This window comes from Bacillus sp. AFS073361 (assembly GCF_002567005.1).
In the GTDB taxonomy this organism is placed as follows: Bacteria; Bacillota; Bacilli; order Bacillales; family Cytobacillaceae; genus Neobacillus.
Genome location: NZ_NUZU01000001.1, coordinates 158,407 through 176,324, shown reverse-complemented (window position 1 = coordinate 176,324; position 17,918 = coordinate 158,407). Strand labels below are relative to the sequence as shown.

Here is a 17,918-nt window from a genome sequence, read left to right as displayed (position 1 = left end):
AGCGTGGCAAATGCATATAAACAAGCAGGAGTTAATATCGAAGCCGGCTATGAAGCGGTAGAGAGAATGAAAAAGCATGTTCAAAAAACAGCCCGGGCTGGCGTCCTTGGCAGCCTAGGCGGATTTGGCGGTATGTTTGACTTATCCGCACTGCAATTAAAAGAACCTGTTTTGGTGTCAGGCACCGATGGGGTGGGCACGAAACTAATGATTGCTTTTTGGATGGATCAGCATGATACGATTGGGATCGATGCGGTCGCCATGTGTGTCAATGATATTGTCGTTCAAGGCGCTGAGCCTTTGTTCTTTCTAGATTATATTGCCTGTGGTAAAGCACAGCCTGAAAAAATTGAGGCAATCGTTAAAGGGATTGCGGACGGATGTGAGCAGGCTGGTTGTGCACTCATTGGCGGTGAAACAGCGGAAATGCCTGGATTATATAGTGAAAATGAGTATGACCTTGCCGGATTTACGGTTGGTGCTAGTGAGAAATCACAGCTTATCACGGGTGAAACTATTCAAGAAGGTGATGTCCTGATTGGCTTAGCCTCAAGCGGCATTCACAGCAACGGTTATTCATTGGTACGAAAAGTGTTTAATGACTGGTCGTTATTAGATTTCGTCGATGAGCTTGGCTGTACATTAGGAGAAGAGTTACTCAAGCCTACAAAAATTTATGTAAAACCGATTTTGTCCGCATTGAAAAAGTTCCAGTTAAAGGGAATGGCTCATATTACAGGCGGCGGGTTTATTGAAAATATTCCTCGGATGTTACCAGAAGGTCTAGGAGCCGAGCTGTATGAAAAAAGCTGGGAGATTCCACCCATTTTTAAACTAATCTCTTCCCATGGACAAATTGATTACCAAGAGATGTATAATATTTTTAACATGGGTATTGGTATGGTAATTGCTGTAAATCGTGAAGATGCAGCTGAAGTGTTAGAACACTTTAGACAATCTGGGGAAACTGCCTGCGAAATTGGCATTGTTACCAGTAATCAAGGAATCAGCATCAAAGCTCAGGGTGGCCGCCTATGAAAAAGATCGCGGTGTTTGCATCAGGGAGCGGAAGTAATTTTCAAGCGATTATTGATGTAGTCCAGTCGGGCGACCTTGATGCAGACATTTCTCTTTTAGTTTGTGACAAACCGGGCGCTTATGCAATCGAAAGAGCCAAAACAGCGAAAATTCCAAGTTTTATTTTTAGCGCAAAGGATTATCCTAGTAAAGAACATTATGAAGAAGAAATTTTAGCTCAATTAAAGTCCTATGGTGTAGAATTCATTGTCCTAGCCGGATACATGCGTTTGATTGGTCCTAAATTGTTAGCCGAGTTTAAGGGAAGAATCGTCAATGTCCACCCATCCTTGCTTCCATCCTTTCCAGGGAAGGATGCAATCGGGCAGGCATTGGCCGCTCAAGTGAAGTGGAGCGGAATTACTATCCATTTTGTTGACGAGGGAATGGATACAGGCCCCATTATCATTCAGGAACGGGTTCGTATTGAAGAAAATGAGACAAGAGAGAGTCTGCAGCAAAAAATCCAGAAAAGCGAACATAAGCTTTATCCATCCATACTTCAAATGCTATTGACACAAGGAGATGTAATCAATGACACAAAAGCGCGCGTTAATTAGTGTTTCTGATAAAAATGGAATTACTGACTTTGCGAGAGAACTAGTCAGCCTAGGGTTTGAACTAATCTCAACCGGTGGTACAAAAAAAGCTCTTCAAGAGCAGGGAATTCCTGTAATGAGTGTTAGTGATGTAACAGGTTTTCCGGAAATTTTAGAAGGCCGTGTAAAAACGTTAAATCCATTTATCCATGGCGGCCTGCTTTCTAAGCATGACAATCCTGATCATTTAAAACAACTGGACGAGCACGGAATTCAGCCTATACAGCTAGTTTGCGTCAATCTTTATCCTTTCCAGCAAACCATCGCTAAACCAGATGTAACGGAAGCAGATGCGATTGAGAACATTGATATTGGCGGCCCATCAATGCTGCGCGCTTCAGCTAAAAACCATCAATATTTAACAGTTGTCGTTGATCCTGCCGATTATGCAACGGTTATTGAGGAGTTAAAAGCAGATGGTACAACCACACTAGAAACAAGAAGAAAGCTGGCAGCTAAGGTATTCCGTCATACAGCCGCTTATGATGGATTGATTGCTGAATACATGACAAACCTAGCACAAGAAGAGACACCTGAAACCTTAACGGTTACTTATGACCTTAAGCAGACACTCCGTTACGGAGAAAATCCACATCAAAAAGCTGCTTTTTACAAGAAGCCACTTGGTTCGACGTTCTCGATCGCCAATGCGGTTCAGCTTCATGGAAAAGAACTTTCCTATAACAATATTAATGATGCGGATGCAGCTCTGCAGATTGTTAAAGAGTTTTCAGACCCAGCTGCAGTAGCTGTAAAGCATATGAATCCATGCGGTGTCGGAACAGGTGAAACTGGATTTGAAGCATTCACAAAAGCATTTGAGGCCGATCCTGTTTCAATTTTTGGCGGAATTATTGCCTTTAACCGGGAAGTGGATGCCGAAACAGCTGCAAAGCTTCATGAAATTTTCCTAGAAATTATTATTGCACCATCTTTCTCGGAAGAAGCGTTAACGATTTTAACAGCGAAAAAGAACCTTCGCCTGTTAACTATTCCATTTAATGATGCCAAAAAACCTGAGTTTAAAATGACTACAATAGAAGGCGGATTGCTTGTTCAAGAGCAGGACCGTTACACGTTGGAAGACGCGAATGTTACGATCGCAACAAAACGACAACCAACAGATGCGGAATGGGCAGCATTAAAACTTGGCTGGAAGGTTGTTAAACATGTGAAATCCAATGCTATTGTTGTGACGGCAGAGGATATGACAATTGGGATTGGCGCAGGGCAAATGAACCGAGTAGGAGCAGCGGAAATTGCCCTTAAGCAAGCCGGTTCAAAAGCAGAGGGAGCAGCCCTTGCATCCGACGCCTTTTTCCCAATGGACGATACCGTTGAAGCAGCAGCAAAAGCTGGTATTACAGCAATTATTCAACCAGGCGGATCAATCCGTGATGCAGATTCAATTAAAAAAGCAGATGAATATGGAATCGCCATGGTATTTACGGGCGTAAGACATTTCAAACATTAATCGGTTGGAGGGCTTTCGAATGAACGTACTGATTATCGGCCGCGGCGGTAGAGAACATGCAATTTGCCGAAAAGTAAGTGAAAGTGTGAATGTAGAAAAAGTATTTGTTGCACCGGGGAATGTCGGAATGACCGATGTAGCGGAGCTTGTCTCAATTGAAGAGTCAGCACATGAATTACTGCTTCAATTTGCCAAGGAAAACCGTGTCGGCTTGACGATCATTGGACCTGAAGTTCCTTTGCTTGAAGGTTTGGCGGACAAATTTGAAGCAGCTGGTTTGGCTGTATTCGGTCCGCGTGCTAACGCAGCCGAGATTGAAGGCAGTAAGTCATTTGCAAAAGAACTAATGGAGAAATATCAAATTCCTACCGCTGACTATGCTGTGTTCACTAACTATGAGGAAGCCCGTAACTATATCGAAGAAAAAGGGGCACCGATTGTCATTAAGGCAGACGGATTGGCAGCGGGAAAAGGTGTCACGGTTGCGCTTACGAAAGAAGAAGCGCTTTCCAGCATAGAAGAAATGCTCGTTGATGCAAAATTTGGGGCTGCCTCTTCTCGGGTGGTAATTGAAGAGTTTTTAGCAGGTGAAGAATTTTCATTGATGGCATTTGTAAATGGAGAAGTAGTCGTTCCACTTGAAATTGCTCAGGACCACAAACGGGCCTATGATGGGGACCTTGGTCCAAATACAGGCGGAATGGGAGCCTATTCCCCTGTTCCTCAGATAGGTGCGGAAACGATTCAAACGGCGGTTGAAACGGTCCTTCTTCCCGCAGCTAAAGCGATGGTCGAAGAAGGAAGAAGTTTTTGTGGAGTCCTTTATGCCGGCTTGATCAAAACTAAATCTGGGCCAAAGGTAATTGAATTTAATGCTCGTTTTGGTGACCCAGAAACACAAGTTGTTTTACCTAGATTAAAATCGGATCTTGTTCAAGTCATCTTAGAATTATTAGCTGGTAAAACACCGGTTTTAGAATGGGATGAGCAAACAATGATTGGTACAGTAGTTGCTGCAAAAGGGTACCCTGAGGCTTATGAAAAAGGGGCAGTGCTAACTGGATTGACTGATTTCAATTCCGCTGAGGTGTTTACTTTTCATGCTGGAACCGCCAGAAATGAAGAAGGTGAGTTTGTAACTGCAGGAGGCAGGGTGCTTCTAGTTGGGGCTAAGGCTGAAAGCTTAGTGGAAGCACGTGAAAAAGTGTATCATGAACTTGAAAAGTTAACGTCACAGGATGTTTTTTATAGAAAAGATATCGGGGCAAAAGCAATTCACCCCGTGAAGAGTTAACGAGCTCGTCTTTTACTAGTTCGCCGGATAAATGTATAAAGAAGTGCCACGATGCTGCCAATTATGGCAATTAAAATGAACGACATATCCGTTAGATACTCCCAAAACATGAATACTCAACTCCTATGAAGGGCTGACCACTGAGGGTCAGCCCTTTAGAATAACCGCTAATTCACTTTAAGTTGGATTATAAGGCAACATTTCATCGCCATTTTGGCTAGTTAATCCTTCCATCCCATCCATTGAATCCATTGCCTGATCATGCTCAGAAATCATGCATTGGCATTTTTCAAATAAGGCAGTAAGGGGACAAAAACGGACAATTCCTTCCGCCACCTTCATAGCCCCGCACATAGCAACAAATAAATAAGAATCGCGCCAAGGGTGTTTGACAAGCTTGGAGGTAGTCCAAGAAAGAATTGTTAATCCAAGGGTGATACGAATTAAAGCATTAATAATACTAATATTTGGTCTCACATTCATTTTGTTCACTCCTTCACAAAATATTTACCATTCTTAGCAATTCTTTAATGCGTTAAACAGCAAAATATGATAGTATAGTATCTAAAGAATTTTTTGTAAGGGCTTTCTTTAGTGTTAATTCAACTTATTCTTATATAGATTAGAAAGTTTTTTGAAAAGGGAGGAAGACGTATGCTAGAACAACGCTACCGCTGGAAAAATAAACACTTACGCATGCATGTTTCCATTTTAGATGGAAAAGCGTCTCCAACCATTTTATTGAAAAACGCCTTGTACTTAAATCAGACGTTTCGAAAGTGGTTGAGAGCGAATATTTGGATATATGAAGATCGGATTATTTATGTGGGCGAAAACTTACCAGCTCAACTTGATAACTGTGAAATCATCGATTGTACCAATGAGATTCTTGTTCCCGGTTATATCGAACCACACGCTCATCCGTTTCAATTATATAATCCCCTAACGCTTGCAGCATATGCATCCCAGTTTGGGACGACAACATTAATCAATGATAATATGGCTCTTATTTTACATTTAAATAAAACGAAAGCGTTTTCATTACTGAAGGATCTTCGTTCAATTCCAACAACGATGTTTTGGTGGAGCCGTTTTGATTCTCAAACTGAAATTTTGAATGAAGAAGAAATCTTTTCACATAGTAATGTTAAATCATGGCTCGAGCACGATGCGGTTCTGCAGGGCGGGGAATTGACAGGCTGGCCGAAACTGCTTGATGGCGATGATATGATGCTCCATTGGATTCAAGAAGCGAAACGGATGCGCAAGCAAATTGAAGGACATTTCCCTGGAGCTTCGGAAAAAACATTGGCAAAAATGATGCTGCTTGGGGCAGACAGTGACCACGAAGCGATGACGGGTGAAGAGGTATACAATCGCTTAATGCAGGGGTATATGGTGTCCTTAAGGCATTCCTCGATTCGACCGGATTTACCAAATATATTAGACGATATGAAGCGTATGGGTATTGATGCTTATGATCGATTAATGCTAAATACAGACGGTGCTTCCTCGACTTTTTACGAGCAGGGAGTCACCGATATGACGATTCGTATTGCCATTGAAAAAGGTGTTCCAGTCATTGATGCCTATAATATGGCCACGGTTAATATTGCTCAATATTACAAGATTGAGCATCTCCATGGTACAATTGCGACTGGCCGGGTGGCCAATATTAACTTTTTAACGAGTATTGAGGATCCAACACCTAAATCCGTTCTCGCAAAAGGGAAATGGGTGAAAAGGGATGGAAATTCAATTTTGGATGCCTATCCTCCAATTACATGGGACGAATATGGACTAAAACCATTGGAAGTGGATTGGGACTTGACGTTAGATGATTTGCAATTTTCAATGCCCTTTGGAATCAAGATGGAAAATGCGGTCATCACAAAGCCCTATTCGATTTCAATCGATGCTTCAGGAGATGAATTATCATCGAATCATGATGAATGCTATTTTACCTTGATGGACCGAAATGGGAAGTGGAGAATTAATACTTTATTAAAAGGATTTGCTAACAATTTATCGGCTTTGGCAAGTTCCTATTCCAACACAGGGGATATTATTTTAATAGGTAAAAATAAACAAGATATGCTTCATGCTTTTAATAGAATAAAAGAATTAGGCGGCGGTATTGTGATGGTTGAGAATAGTCACGTAGTTTGCGAGCTGCCATTAACTTTACATGGAATTATGTCAAACGTTCCGATTGAAGAGCTAATCTGCCAAGAAAAGCAGCTGCTGATTGAGTTAAGAGAGCGGGGCTATGGATTTTCTGATCCTATTTATAGTCTTGCCTTCTTTTCTGCGACACATTTGCCGTACATTCGGATTACTCCACAGGGAATGTACGATGTAATGAATAAAACAGTACTCTTTCCGTCAATAATGCGTTAAACTGTAAGTGAGTAAAGGGTTAAAGTGTGAAAGTGAAAAGAAAGTAAATAGGGGTGTTCATGAAAATGAAAAAATGGACTGTTTTCATGTTAGTTTTCCTGTTACTACTTTCTGGATGTAGTAACAAGGAAAAGGAAAAGAAACCTGTTGAGAAGGAAAAAACAGTGACACAAACAGAAACAGAGAAAGAGCAGCCAGAAGAGAAACCAGTTGCCCCCTATTCCTATCCATTAACCGGGGTAGGATCTGAAACAAGTACTGATACAAGAGCTGTAGCTGTTATGATTAATAATCACCCAAAAGCAAGACCGCAATCAGGTCTAACCAAAGCAGATCTCATTTATGAAATTCTTGCAGAAGGGGATATTACACGCTTCCTAGCCGTCTTTCAGAGTGAAAAACCTAAGAATATCGGTCCTGTAAGGAGTGCGAGGGACTATTATATTTTCTTGGCCAAGGGACTTAACGCTCTCTACATTGCTCATGGATATAGCCCGGAGGCAAAGAAACTCCTTAATAGGAACTATATTGATAACCTAAATGGAATCGTCTATGACGGTACGCTCTTTAAACGTTCGAAGACCCGTAAAGCACCTCATAATTCCTATATTACGTATGAAAATATTTTAAAAGGTGCAAAGCAGAAGAAATATTCCATGGAAAAAGGTCCAGCCCCATTTACTTTTTTGACAGAGGATGAATTGAAGAATATCACAGGTTCCGATGCAAAATCTGTGAAAATTAAATATTCAAATGGCGGCATTTCTAACTCCAAGTTTGAATTTGATGCAGCCACTGGCAAATATAAGCGGTTTTCAGGAGATGAGCAAACGATCGATTTAGAAACAAAAGAGCCTGTGTTAGTGGATAATATCTTTATTGTTGAAGCTAAGCATCGATTTATCGATTCGTATGGGCGTAGGGAAATTGATCTTGAATCTGGCGGCAAAGCCTATCTGCTGCAAAAGGGGAAGGTTAACCAAGTGGAATGGAAGAATAAGAACGGAGAAATTGTTCCCGTCAAAAATGGCGCAGATGTTCCACTGGTACAAGGAAAAACATGGATCAACGTAATTCCAACCAATCCAGGTCTAGAGAAAAGCATCTCGCTTGATTAGAACTAAATATAAGAACTTTTCTAATTTTATAAACATGTTGATTTTTGCGGAAAGCGAAGCTCCTGGAGTGAAAATCAACAGACATTTAAAACACAGTCAACAACTAAAGGAGTAATAAAATGCAAATTAATAAATTACGTGGAAAAGAACTTGACCAGTTATTTCAGGCAGTTCTTTCATTAAAAGATCTTGAAGAATGCTATCGTTTTTTTGATGATTTGTGCACGATAAATGAAATACAATCATTAGCACAGCGTCTGGATGTGGCAAGAATGCTTCGCGAAGGGAATACGTATCATAAAATTGAAACAGAAACTGGAGCAAGCACAGCTACCATTTCTAGGGTAAAGCGGTGTTTAAACTATGGAAATGATACCTACGAAATGGTGCTAGAACGTGTGAAAAATGAAAAAGTACAAACTGAACAAGAATAAACAAGCCGGAGAGAATGCTCTTCGGTTTTTCTTTTTTGGAATCTAGCTACAGCGCCAGGGGCTCGGGTCATAAGCCCCTGGTCTAGGCGCTTCCGCTTTTTAATTTGGTTAAATTTAGATTTAATGTATTGTTTTTTTATCGATTCGGCTAGTGCTATAATGGTGTAATGGAATTGATGAGTGTGGGAGGATTTTTTTGATGTATGATTTTCGCGAGTGGCGGCATGTGTTCAAACTCGACCCAAATAAAGAACTATCGGATGATCATCTAGAAATCATCTGTGAGTCTGGAACGGACGCAATAATTGTAGGGGGGACAGATGGGATTACACTTGAAAATGTCCTCGATTTAATGGCGAGAATTCGTAGATATTCAGTGCCGTGTGTCCTTGAGGTTTCAACAATTGAGACAGTTACACCAGGGTTCGACCTTTATTTTATTCCAACCATATTAAATAGCAGGGATGCTAAATGGATTACGGGACTACACCATCAAGCAGTTAGTGAATTTGGTGAGATTATGGATTGGGAAGAAATTGTCATGGAAGGTTATTGCATATTGAACGATGACTGCAAAGCTGCAAAACTGACAAATGCGAATGCCAACTTAACTAATGAAGAGGTAAATGCCTACGCCATTATGGCAGAAAAAATGTTTCATCTGCCCATTTTTTATATCGAATATAGCGGCAAATATGGGGATGTTAACTTGATTGCTGACGTGAAAAAGTCGCTTGAAAAGACGGTTCTTTTTTATGGAGGCGGAATAACAACGATTGAACAGGCTGCAGAAATGGCCAAACATGCAGACGTGATTGTCGTGGGTAATGTAATTTATGAAAATTTTGATCTAGCGCTAGAAACCGTAAAGGTCAATCGATAGATCATTGCTTATATAGCTGAAAAAAGTTATGATAAAAATAAGAACAAATGTTTGTATTGGTGGTGGATAATATGCAATATTTAAGTGATAAGCTATTAAACGGACTGAATCCAGAACAGCAAAGTGCTGTGAAAACAACCGATGGGCCGCTGTTACTAATGGCTGGAGCCGGAAGTGGCAAGACTAGGGTGCTTACTCATCGAATTGGATATTTAATCGTAGAAAAACGGGTGAATCCTTATAATATTTTGGCAATTACATTTACAAATAAAGCCGCTCGAGAGATGAGAGAACGGATTGGAAAAATGATGGGCGGAGCTGCCGAAGAAATATGGATTTCCACTTTTCACTCGATGTGTGTAAGAATTTTACGCAGGGATATCGACCGAATTGGTTTCAACCGGAATTTTACGATTCTTGATTCTACCGATCAGCAATCCGTGGTGAAGACAATCCTAAAGGAAAAAAATATTGATCCGAAGAAATTTGATCCCCGTGCGATTCTAGGATCAATCAGTTCAGCTAAAAATGAGTTGATTGACCCGGAAGAATATAAGAAAGCAGGCGGAGGCTATTTTGAGGATGTCGTCGCTAAGGTGTACGAAGAATACCAAAAGAGATTGCGAAAAAATCAGGCACTCGACTTTGATGACCTCATTATGATGACGATTCAATTATTCAAACGCGTTCCGGATGTTCTGGAATATTACCAGCGTAAATTTCAATATATCCATGTTGATGAGTATCAGGATACGAACAAAGCCCAGTATCTGCTCGTAAAGCAGCTGGCTAGTCGTTTTAGAAATTTATGCGTAGTCGGGGATTCGGACCAATCTATTTACCGATGGCGCGGTGCGGATATTGCTAATATCCTTTCATTCGAAAAAGACTATCCGAATGCAACCGTTATTTTACTAGAGCAAAACTACCGCTCTACAAAAAGAATCCTTCTAGCTGCCAACAAAGTGATCGAAAACAACCTGAACCGAAAAGCGAAGAATCTTTGGACCGAAAACCCAGAAGGAAACAAACTGGTTTATTACCGAGCCGACAGCGAGCAGAGTGAAGCGCAATTTGTTGCTGGGAAAATTAAAGAATTAACTCGGAATAATGAGCACAAATTGACCGACATTGCCATTCTTTATCGTACGAATGCTCAATCCCGTGTGATGGAGGAAGTCCTTCTTAAATCGAATATCGAATACTCCATCGTCGGCGGAACAAAGTTCTATGACAGAAAAGAAATTAAGGACATGCTTGCTTATTTACGGTTAATTTCGAATCCTGATGATGATATCAGTTTACGCAGAATTATCAATGTGCCAAAACGCGGAATAGGATCAAGCTCACTCGATAAAATCGCCAATTTTGCTGATATGCATGATATATCCATTTATCAAGCACTTGAATCTGTTGAATTGTTAGGACTAAGCCCGAAAATCACGAAGGCAGCACGGGAATTTCGTGATTTAATTGGTAATTATACGAACATGCAAGAGTATCTTTCTGTTACAGAACTCGTTGAAGAAGTTCTAGATAAAACAGGGTACCGTGAAATGCTGAAGGCGGAAAAATCGCTGGAAGCACAAAGCCGTCTTGAAAACCTTGAGGAATTATTGTCAGTAACAAAAAGCTTTGAAGATGCAAGTGAAGACAAGAGTCTAGTCGCCTTTTTAACTGATTTGGCCCTTGTTGCTGATATTGATGCCCTTGATGAAGATACCCAAGAAAAGGTTGATTCGATTACGCTGATGACCCTTCACTCGGCAAAAGGTCTTGAATTCCCAGTAGTCTTCTTAATCGGAATGGAAGAAGGAGTCTTCCCGCATAGCCGTTCGTTGATGGAAGAAGTAGAAATGGAAGAGGAGCGCCGTCTTGCCTATGTAGGAATCACTAGAGCGGAGCAAACACTGTTCCTGACCAATGCCCAAATGCGGACATTATTTGGACGGACCAATATGAACCCGCCTTCCCGCTTTATTAAGGAAATCCCTGCGGACCTGATAGAGGGAGTTGAACCGGCAGAGAAAAAGCTGAGTTCGCCATTTGGATCAACTGGTAAATCATTTGGTTCTGCGCGAAGCGCCTCATTCGGAATGCCGAAGACCTCATTTAGTACACCGGCTTCGGCAAGAAAACCAGTTATGCGGCCTGTTTCCGCTGCGTCTGCTGGAGGAGAGGAACTCGGCTGGAAGGTGGGCGATAAAGCCCAGCACGGAAAATGGGGCACAGGAACCGTTGTCAGTGTAAAAGGACAAGGGGAGGGAACGGAGCTCGATATTGCTTTTCCGAGTCCGGTTGGAATCAAACGTCTGTTAGCTAAATTTGCTCCGATTACGAAAGCATAAATACCTAGAGAAAAATTTCATGAGCCGCTCGGGAGCTGCTCATGAAAATCCTTTTAGAAAGGACTGGATATATGGACCTTCAAACTGCAGAAAAGAGAATTGCAGAAATAAGCAGCCTGCTAAACCACTATGGCTATGAATATTATGTGTTAGACAAACCTTCCGTACCAGATGCTGAATATGACCAATTAATGCAAGAGTTATTGGAGCTTGAGGAAAAGTTCCCACAATTAAAAACAGCTGATTCCCCGTCAGTACGGGTTGGCGGTGCCGTACTCGATTTGTTTGAAAAAGTCGAGCACCGTACCCCGATGCTTAGTCTCGGCAATGCCTTTAATGAACAAGACTTAAAGGATTTTGACCGCCGTACACGTCAAGCGGTCGGTGAGGATTCTTCCTATGTATGTGAGTTGAAAATAGACGGTCTTGCTGTCTCTTTACGGTATGAGGATGGGCTCTTTATCCAAGGTGCAACCCGTGGAGATGGGACCATTGGTGAAGATATCACGGCTAATATAAAAACGATTAAGTCTGTCCCGCTGCGTTTGCGTGAAAATGTGTCCATGGAAGTACGCGGGGAAGCCTTTATGCCAAAACGTTCGTTTGAGGCCTTGAATCAGGCGCGAGCAGAACGCGGTGAGGAGTTGTTTGCGAATCCAAGGAACGCAGCGGCAGGGTCGCTGAGACAACTGGATCCTAAAATAGCAGCATCTAGAAGGCTGGATGTCTTTTTATATGGAATCGGTAATATTAGTGAAAGCAGTGGAATCGATTCACATAGCGAAGGTCTAGATTACCTAGATCGTCTCGGGTTTAAAACCAATCAAGAGCGAAAAAAATGTGCTTCCATTGATGAAGTCATTGAATATGTAAACAGCTGGGTGGAGAAGCGTCCGCATCTTGCTTATGAAATAGACGGGATTGTTATTAAAGTAGATTCCTATGCCCATCAAACAGCACTCGGAACGACTGCAAAAAGCCCGCGTTGGGCAATTGCATATAAATTCCCTGCAGAAGAAGTGGTCACCACCCTTTTAAATATCGAGTTAAGTGTAGGCAGAACCGGTGTGATTACTCCAACGGCGATTCTTGAGCCTGTTAAAGTGGCAGGAACAACCGTTCAACGTGCCTCTCTGCATAACGAAGATTTAATCCGTGAAAAAGATATTAAACTAGGTGACAAAGTCGTTGTTAAAAAAGCAGGCGATATTATACCAGAGGTGGTCAATGTTTTGGCAGATCAGCGTACGGGCGAAGAAGTGGAATTCCACATGCCAACGCATTGTCCGGAGTGTGAAAGTGAACTGGTCCGTTTGGAAGGCGAAGTAGCCTTGCGTTGTATCAATCCTAAGTGCCCGGCACAACTTCGGGAAGGCTTAATTCATTTTGTTTCAAGAGTCGCTATGAACATCGATGGCCTTGGTGAAAAAGTAATTAGCCAGCTTTTTGCCGAAAAATTAGTTGAAGATGTTGCTGACATTTATAAACTGACCCGTGAACAGCTGTTAGCCCTTGAAAGAATGGGGGAGAAATCTGCAACGAATCTAATCAAAGCGATCGAAATTTCAAAAGCAAATTCACTAGAAAAACTTTTATTTGGATTAGGGATTCGTCATGTAGGGGCCAAAGCTGCAAAGACGCTCGCGCAGCAATTTGGTACAATGGACAAACTTGCACAGGCATCTAAAGATGATTTACTGGCCATTAATGAAATCGGTGATAAAATGGCGGATTCGATTGTTGCCTATTTTGAAAAAGAAGAAGCAGTCGAGTTAATCAACGAATTAGCCGCAGCCGGTGTCAATATGGAATATAAGGGTGCAAGGCCCGTTGCTGCGGATGAGTCTGATTCCATTTTTGCAGGTAAGACAGTGGTTCTCACTGGAAAGCTCGAACAATTATCCAGAAATGAAGCGAAGGATAAAATCGAAGCGCTTGGTGGAAATGTGGCTGGCAGTGTCAGCAAAAAGACACATCTGGTTATTGCAGGTGAGGATGCAGGATCTAAATTAACCAAAGCACAAGAACTAGGAATTGAAGTGTGGGACGAGGAGAAACTCCTAGCTGAATTAAATAAATAAGAGGTGTATCAACGTGAGAAAATTCTCATTGCTCGCTCTCTCCCTTGTCTTTTTTCTGAGTGCCTGTGCACCAAATTTTGAGAAGCAAAATGAAACGGTGCAAACAAAGGAGAAAGTGGAAGGGAAGGCAATTATTCCAAAATATAATATTTCAGACAGCTATTATCGGACAATATTGCCGTTTGAACCAGGGGAAGCGCGCGGATTGGTCGTAAATAATATAAATACAAGATATGACTTAAACGAGTTTGAAATGGGCCTCATGCGAATTGCCCAAAATTCGTTTGATACGGAAAAATATTTATTTCGAGAAGGACAGGAAATCAAGGAAGATGAAATACGACGTTGGTTAAACCGTAAATATACAAAAGCACAGTTAACAGACAAGAAAATTAAAGAGGCCAAAAATACCGGCCTAAACCCTGTTGACACAGGTAAAAAAGGTGAACCGAGCTCGCCGATTTATTTAGCTCATATATTAGAGCACGACTATTTAATAAAAAATGATAAAGGGAATGTAACGCTCGGTGGTGTTACGATTGGTCTTGCCTTAAATTCCGTTTATTATTATAAAAAAACAGCAGACGGGGATACCTTTGAGCAAAAAATTCCTCATTCAGAACTCGTCAGGGAAGGAAAGAAAATTGCAGCAGAAGTAGTAAAGCGCATGAGGAACATGAAAAACTTAAAGAATGTTCCGATTACGATTGCCCTGTTTGAACAGGCAAGCAAATCATCTGTTGTTCCTGGTAACTTCATTACTTATGCCACTATCGACGAAGGCAGTGCGGCCTTAAACAGCTGGGAAAAGGTAAATGAAAAGTACTTTCTTTTTCCCTCCAACGAAGCAAAGAATGCACACCGTGATGACCTGACTGCATTTTTAAACTTTAAGCAGGATGTGGAAGAGTACTTTCCTAATTATAATGGCGTAATCGGAAGGGCCTTTTATATCGGAGATCAACTGCAGGATTTGAATATTAATATCCCGATTCAATTCTATGGAAAAACGGAAGGGATTGGCTTTGCTCAATATGTCACCGGACTTGTCATGGAACATTTTCCTAAGTATTTATCCGTTACGGTAAGTGTTACATCAGTAGACGGACCAGAAGCCTTGATTGTACGCAAGGCGAATGAAACCGAACCATTTGTCCATATTTATCAATAAGATCCGGCATTATGCTGGTTCTTTTTTTATTTCCAAGCATGGATAAAGAAACTAATCAAACGATTGATTAAATGTACATGGAAAAATAACAAAATTTGAGGAAAATCCACTGCCTTTTGTGCAAGGAAAGCCTTCTATTTTTAGAATTGACTATCAATTGCTACAAAGAAAAGAAACATGTTAGAATGAAAAGTGGATTGTAAACGTTTTTAATACATAGGAGGTTTAAGAAATGGTCCAACCTTACAAACACGAACCCTTTACAGATTTTACAATTGAGGAAAACCGCCAGGCCTATCTAAAAGGATTAGAAACAGTTGAAAGTTATTTAGGTCAGGATTACGATCTAGTTATTGGCGGAGAAAGAATTAAAACTGAAGATAAAATCGTTTCCTATAACCCTTCCAATACGCAAGAAATCATTGGCAGCGTGTCAAAAGCCAGCCAAGATCTAGCTGAAAAAGCGATGCAAGCAGCCGTTGAAGCATTTAAAACTTGGAAAAAAACAAAAGCAGAAGTTCGCGCAGATGTGCTTTTTAAAGCAGCAACGATCATTCGCCGCCGCAAGCATGAGTTTTCTGCTCTTTTAACAAAAGAAGCAGGTAAGCCATGGAGAGAAGCAGATGCGGATACAGCTGAAGCGATTGACTTCCTTGAATATTATGGACGCCAAATGCTGGCCATTAAAGATGGTGTGCCAGTAAATAGCCGTCCAAACGAATTTAACCGTTACAATTATATTCCACTAGGCGTGGGAATTATTATTTCACCTTGGAACTTCCCATTAGCGATTATGGCTGGTACGACAGTGGCAGCGATTGTAGCTGGGAACACAGTTCTATTAAAACCAGCTTCTACTACTCCAGTGGTTGCAGCGAAGTTTGTGGAAGTAATGGAAGAGGCAGGTCTTCCTAAGGGCGTCTTAAACTTTGTACCAGGCAGTGGTGCGGAAGTGGGCGATTATTTAGTTGACCACAAAGATACTCGCTTTATCAGCTTCACTGGATCACGTGATGTTGGACTTCGCATTTTCGAACGTTCTTCAAAAGTGAACCCAGGTCAAGTATGGATGAAGCGTTTAATCGCTGAAATGGGCGGTAAAGATACGATCGTCGTTGACAGTGAAGCAGATCTTGAGCTTGCAGCACAATCTATCGTTGCCGGTGCATTTGGTTTCTCAGGTCAAAAATGTTCAGCATGTTCACGTGCAGTTATCGTTGAGGATGTTTATGATACTGTCTTGAACCGTGTGGTTGAATTAACGAACCAATTAACAGTTGGAGATCCAACCGAGCAAGCAACATTCATGGGTCCTGTGAACGATAATAATGCGTTCAAAAAAATTATGGAATACGTTGAAATCGGCAAGCAAGAAGGTAAGTTAATGGCTGGCGGAGAAGGAGATAATTCGAAAGGTTACTTCATCAAACCAACCGTTATTGCGGATCTTGCTCCAGATGCACGCATCATGCAGGAAGAAATTTTTGGCCCAGTTGTTGGTTTTACTAAAGCAAAGGATTTCACTCATGCTATTGAAATTGCCAACAACACAGAGTATGGCTTAACTGGTGCTGTAATCACGACGAACCGTGAACACCTAGAGCAAGCTCGTGAAGACTTCCATGTTGGGAACCTATACTTCAACCGTTCTTGTACTGGAGCGATTGTTGGTTATCAGCCATTTGGCGGTTTCAACATGTCCGGTACTGACTCCAAAGCAGGCGGTCCTGACTACTTATTGCTTCATATGCAGGCAAAAACAACTTCTGAAATGTATTAATAATAAAAGTGAAACCCCTTCTCGAGAACGAGAAGGGGTTTGTTTTTACTTTGCCACATCTATCACAAACGGAACGGTAAATACTTTCCCATCCTGTTGAAACTGGCCCCACACCTTATAGATCCCCTTTTCAGGAAACACGGTCATAAAGGTGACCTTTGGACCGTTTCCTTCCGTTGTCATCGGATGGATGTGCAAATATTTTTCCACATCATCACTTATGGCAACGGCATGCCCCAAGGCGCCTAAATAAGGCTGTAAGTTTTTAATCGGTTGGCCGCTGGCAGCGTCACTTATTGTAAAATTCATGTGAACCGTCATTCCTGCCATCAAATGGTCAAAGGAAAGCGCCACTTTTTTTCCATCGACGACTTTGGTCAGCTTCTGATCCGGGACGAGGGGCTGCTCTTTTGTGGTCTTCCCCTCAATTTCGACCCAATGACTTTCTACGCTAGGGTCCCCTCCACCCTTAGGAGTAAATTCAGACAGAAGCATATAATCTCCGCCGGCAGGGAACTTTGTGGTAAAAGCAAATTCGCCTTTCCCCTTATAATTTGGATGGATGTGAGAAAAATAAGCTAAATCCTTACTAAAAATAAAGAGATGCATTTTTTTCTCATGAACCGTATCAAACGATTGAATTGGTTTATTTGATTCATCCTTAATGAACACTGAAATGGGTATTTCCTTGTTTGCGTTGGGATGATCCTCGATTTTCCATTCAGACTTTGTGGGAATGACATCAGTTGGAGTGGCACTCATTCCATGGTCCATCCCCGACGACTTCGGGACTCTAATCGGATTACAAGCAGATAAAAGTGCCATGTACAAAAGGGAAATAACGATTATGGACTTTTTCAGTTGGAATTCCTCCATTCATAAACAAACTTACTTTCTATAAAATACATTACCTAATTCAACCATTGCAAGAATTTTATGTAATTAGTAAGTTCCTTAGCATATAAATAATGATAAAATAGGAGTAGGCAAAAGGAAGTAAAGTATGGGGGATTATAGAATTGATTCCATTGTATCTATTTCACGTCACAACCGTCGAACACAGTGAAAGTTTACTGTGGACCTTTTTACTCTGTAATGTTTTTGTTGTTACAGCAGGGATTGTATTTATTTATAAATTATTTCGACAGAAGCCTGTTCGAGCCTCGGGAATAACGTTTGCAATTGCTTTAGCCATCAATTATATCCTAATTGCCATCTTTGGGGATATATTCGACCTGCTTGGATGAGGGAAAGAGGGG

General features: G+C 41.3%; 16 protein-coding genes. 13 read left to right on the top strand and 3 right to left on the bottom strand.

From position 1 onward, the window contains the following. The first annotated feature begins 3 nt into the window (after positions 1 to 3). The 4 genes from purM to purD are packed head-to-tail and all read left to right on the top strand — an operon-like array spanning position 4 to position 4,444. Positions 4 to 1,038 (top strand): phosphoribosylformylglycinamidine cyclo-ligase, encoded by a 1,035-nt coding sequence (gene purM / locus COJ96_RS00740; RefSeq protein ID WP_098571083.1) that lies wholly within the window; start codon positions 4 to 6, stop codon positions 1,036 to 1,038. Beyond that, a complete protein-coding gene (purN, locus tag COJ96_RS00735; RefSeq protein ID WP_098571082.1) occupies positions 1,035 to 1,637 on the top strand; it encodes a phosphoribosylglycinamide formyltransferase in 603 nt (200 codons plus the stop codon). Before purM ends, purN begins: the two co-directional genes overlap by 4 nt. Beyond that, positions 1,612 to 3,150 carry a bifunctional phosphoribosylaminoimidazolecarboxamide formyltransferase/IMP cyclohydrolase gene (gene purH, locus COJ96_RS00730; RefSeq protein WP_098571081.1) on the top strand — a complete coding sequence of 513 codons (1,539 nt, stop codon included), beginning with the start codon at positions 1,612 to 1,614 and terminating at the stop codon, positions 3,148 to 3,150. The genes purN and purH overlap by 26 nt, the downstream gene beginning before the upstream one ends. Before the next feature lie 19 nt (positions 3,151 to 3,169). Continuing rightward, positions 3,170 to 4,444 carry a phosphoribosylamine--glycine ligase gene (gene purD / locus COJ96_RS00725; protein ID WP_098571080.1) on the top strand — a complete coding sequence of 425 codons (1,275 nt, stop codon included), beginning with the start codon at positions 3,170 to 3,172 and terminating at the stop codon, positions 4,442 to 4,444. Here purD and COJ96_RS29530 read toward each other — a convergent pair. Then, positions 4,441 to 4,554: an EYxxD motif small membrane protein gene (locus COJ96_RS29530; protein WP_373561643.1), complete on the bottom strand. Its 114-nt coding sequence runs from the start codon at positions 4,552 to 4,554 to the stop codon at positions 4,441 to 4,443. The genes purD and COJ96_RS29530 overlap by 4 nt on opposite strands. Before the next feature lie 67 nt (positions 4,555 to 4,621). Continuing rightward, the gene (locus tag COJ96_RS00720) at positions 4,622 to 4,927 is read right to left on the bottom strand and encodes a YgaP family membrane protein (RefSeq protein ID WP_098571079.1); all 306 of its coding nucleotides are present in this window, start codon (positions 4,925 to 4,927) and stop codon (positions 4,622 to 4,624) included. A 171-nt stretch (positions 4,928 to 5,098) separates the two neighbouring features. Here COJ96_RS00720 and COJ96_RS00715 point away from each other — a divergent pair, with 171 nt between their 5' ends. The 8 genes from COJ96_RS00715 to pruA all read left to right on the top strand — a co-directional run bounded on the left by COJ96_RS00715 (position 5,099) and on the right by pruA (position 16,659). Beyond that, positions 5,099 to 6,844 (top strand): adenine deaminase C-terminal domain-containing protein, encoded by a 1,746-nt coding sequence (locus tag COJ96_RS00715; protein ID WP_098571078.1) that lies wholly within the window; start codon positions 5,099 to 5,101, stop codon positions 6,842 to 6,844. Between the two features lie 65 nt (positions 6,845 to 6,909). Further along, positions 6,910 to 7,962: a DUF3048 domain-containing protein gene (locus COJ96_RS00710; protein ID WP_098571108.1), complete on the top strand. Its 1,053-nt coding sequence runs from the start codon at positions 6,910 to 6,912 to the stop codon at positions 7,960 to 7,962. A gap of 119 nt (positions 7,963 to 8,081) precedes the next feature. After that, positions 8,082 to 8,396: a YerC/YecD family TrpR-related protein gene (locus COJ96_RS00705; RefSeq protein ID WP_098571077.1), complete on the top strand. Its 315-nt coding sequence runs from the start codon at positions 8,082 to 8,084 to the stop codon at positions 8,394 to 8,396. 199 nt (positions 8,397 to 8,595) lie between these two features. After that, entirely contained in the window at positions 8,596 to 9,279 is a 684-nt protein-coding gene (gene pcrB, locus COJ96_RS00700; RefSeq protein WP_098571076.1) for a heptaprenylglyceryl phosphate synthase, read from the top strand. Positions 9,280 to 9,350: 71 nt separating this feature from the next. Next, positions 9,351 to 11,627, top strand: a complete 2,277-nt coding sequence (gene pcrA / locus COJ96_RS00695; protein ID WP_098571075.1) for a DNA helicase PcrA — start codon at positions 9,351 to 9,353, stop codon at positions 11,625 to 11,627. A gap of 71 nt (positions 11,628 to 11,698) precedes the next feature. Beyond that, complete coding sequence (gene ligA, locus COJ96_RS00690) at positions 11,699 to 13,708, top strand: NAD-dependent DNA ligase LigA (protein WP_098571107.1); 2,010 nt, start codon at positions 11,699 to 11,701, stop codon at positions 13,706 to 13,708. A gap of 13 nt (positions 13,709 to 13,721) precedes the next feature. Continuing rightward, positions 13,722 to 14,879, top strand: coding sequence for a CamS family sex pheromone protein (locus COJ96_RS00685; protein WP_098571074.1), 1,158 nt, complete (start codon positions 13,722 to 13,724; stop codon positions 14,877 to 14,879). Positions 14,880 to 15,111: 232 nt separating this feature from the next. Continuing rightward, complete coding sequence (pruA, locus tag COJ96_RS00680) at positions 15,112 to 16,659, top strand: L-glutamate gamma-semialdehyde dehydrogenase (protein WP_098571073.1); 1,548 nt, start codon at positions 15,112 to 15,114, stop codon at positions 16,657 to 16,659. A 45-nt stretch (positions 16,660 to 16,704) separates the two neighbouring features. On the opposite strand, the gene COJ96_RS00675 is transcribed toward pruA, so the two are convergent. Beyond that, on the bottom strand, positions 16,705 to 17,535 hold the full coding sequence (locus COJ96_RS00675; RefSeq protein WP_257148364.1) for a hypothetical protein: 831 nt from the start codon (positions 17,533 to 17,535) through the stop codon (positions 16,705 to 16,707). Positions 17,536 to 17,678: 143 nt separating this feature from the next. Between COJ96_RS00675 and COJ96_RS00670 the strand changes: the two genes are divergently transcribed. Beyond that, positions 17,679 to 17,906, top strand: coding sequence for a hypothetical protein (locus tag COJ96_RS00670; RefSeq protein ID WP_098571072.1), 228 nt, complete (start codon positions 17,679 to 17,681; stop codon positions 17,904 to 17,906). Positions 17,907 to 17,918 lie beyond the last annotated feature (12 nt).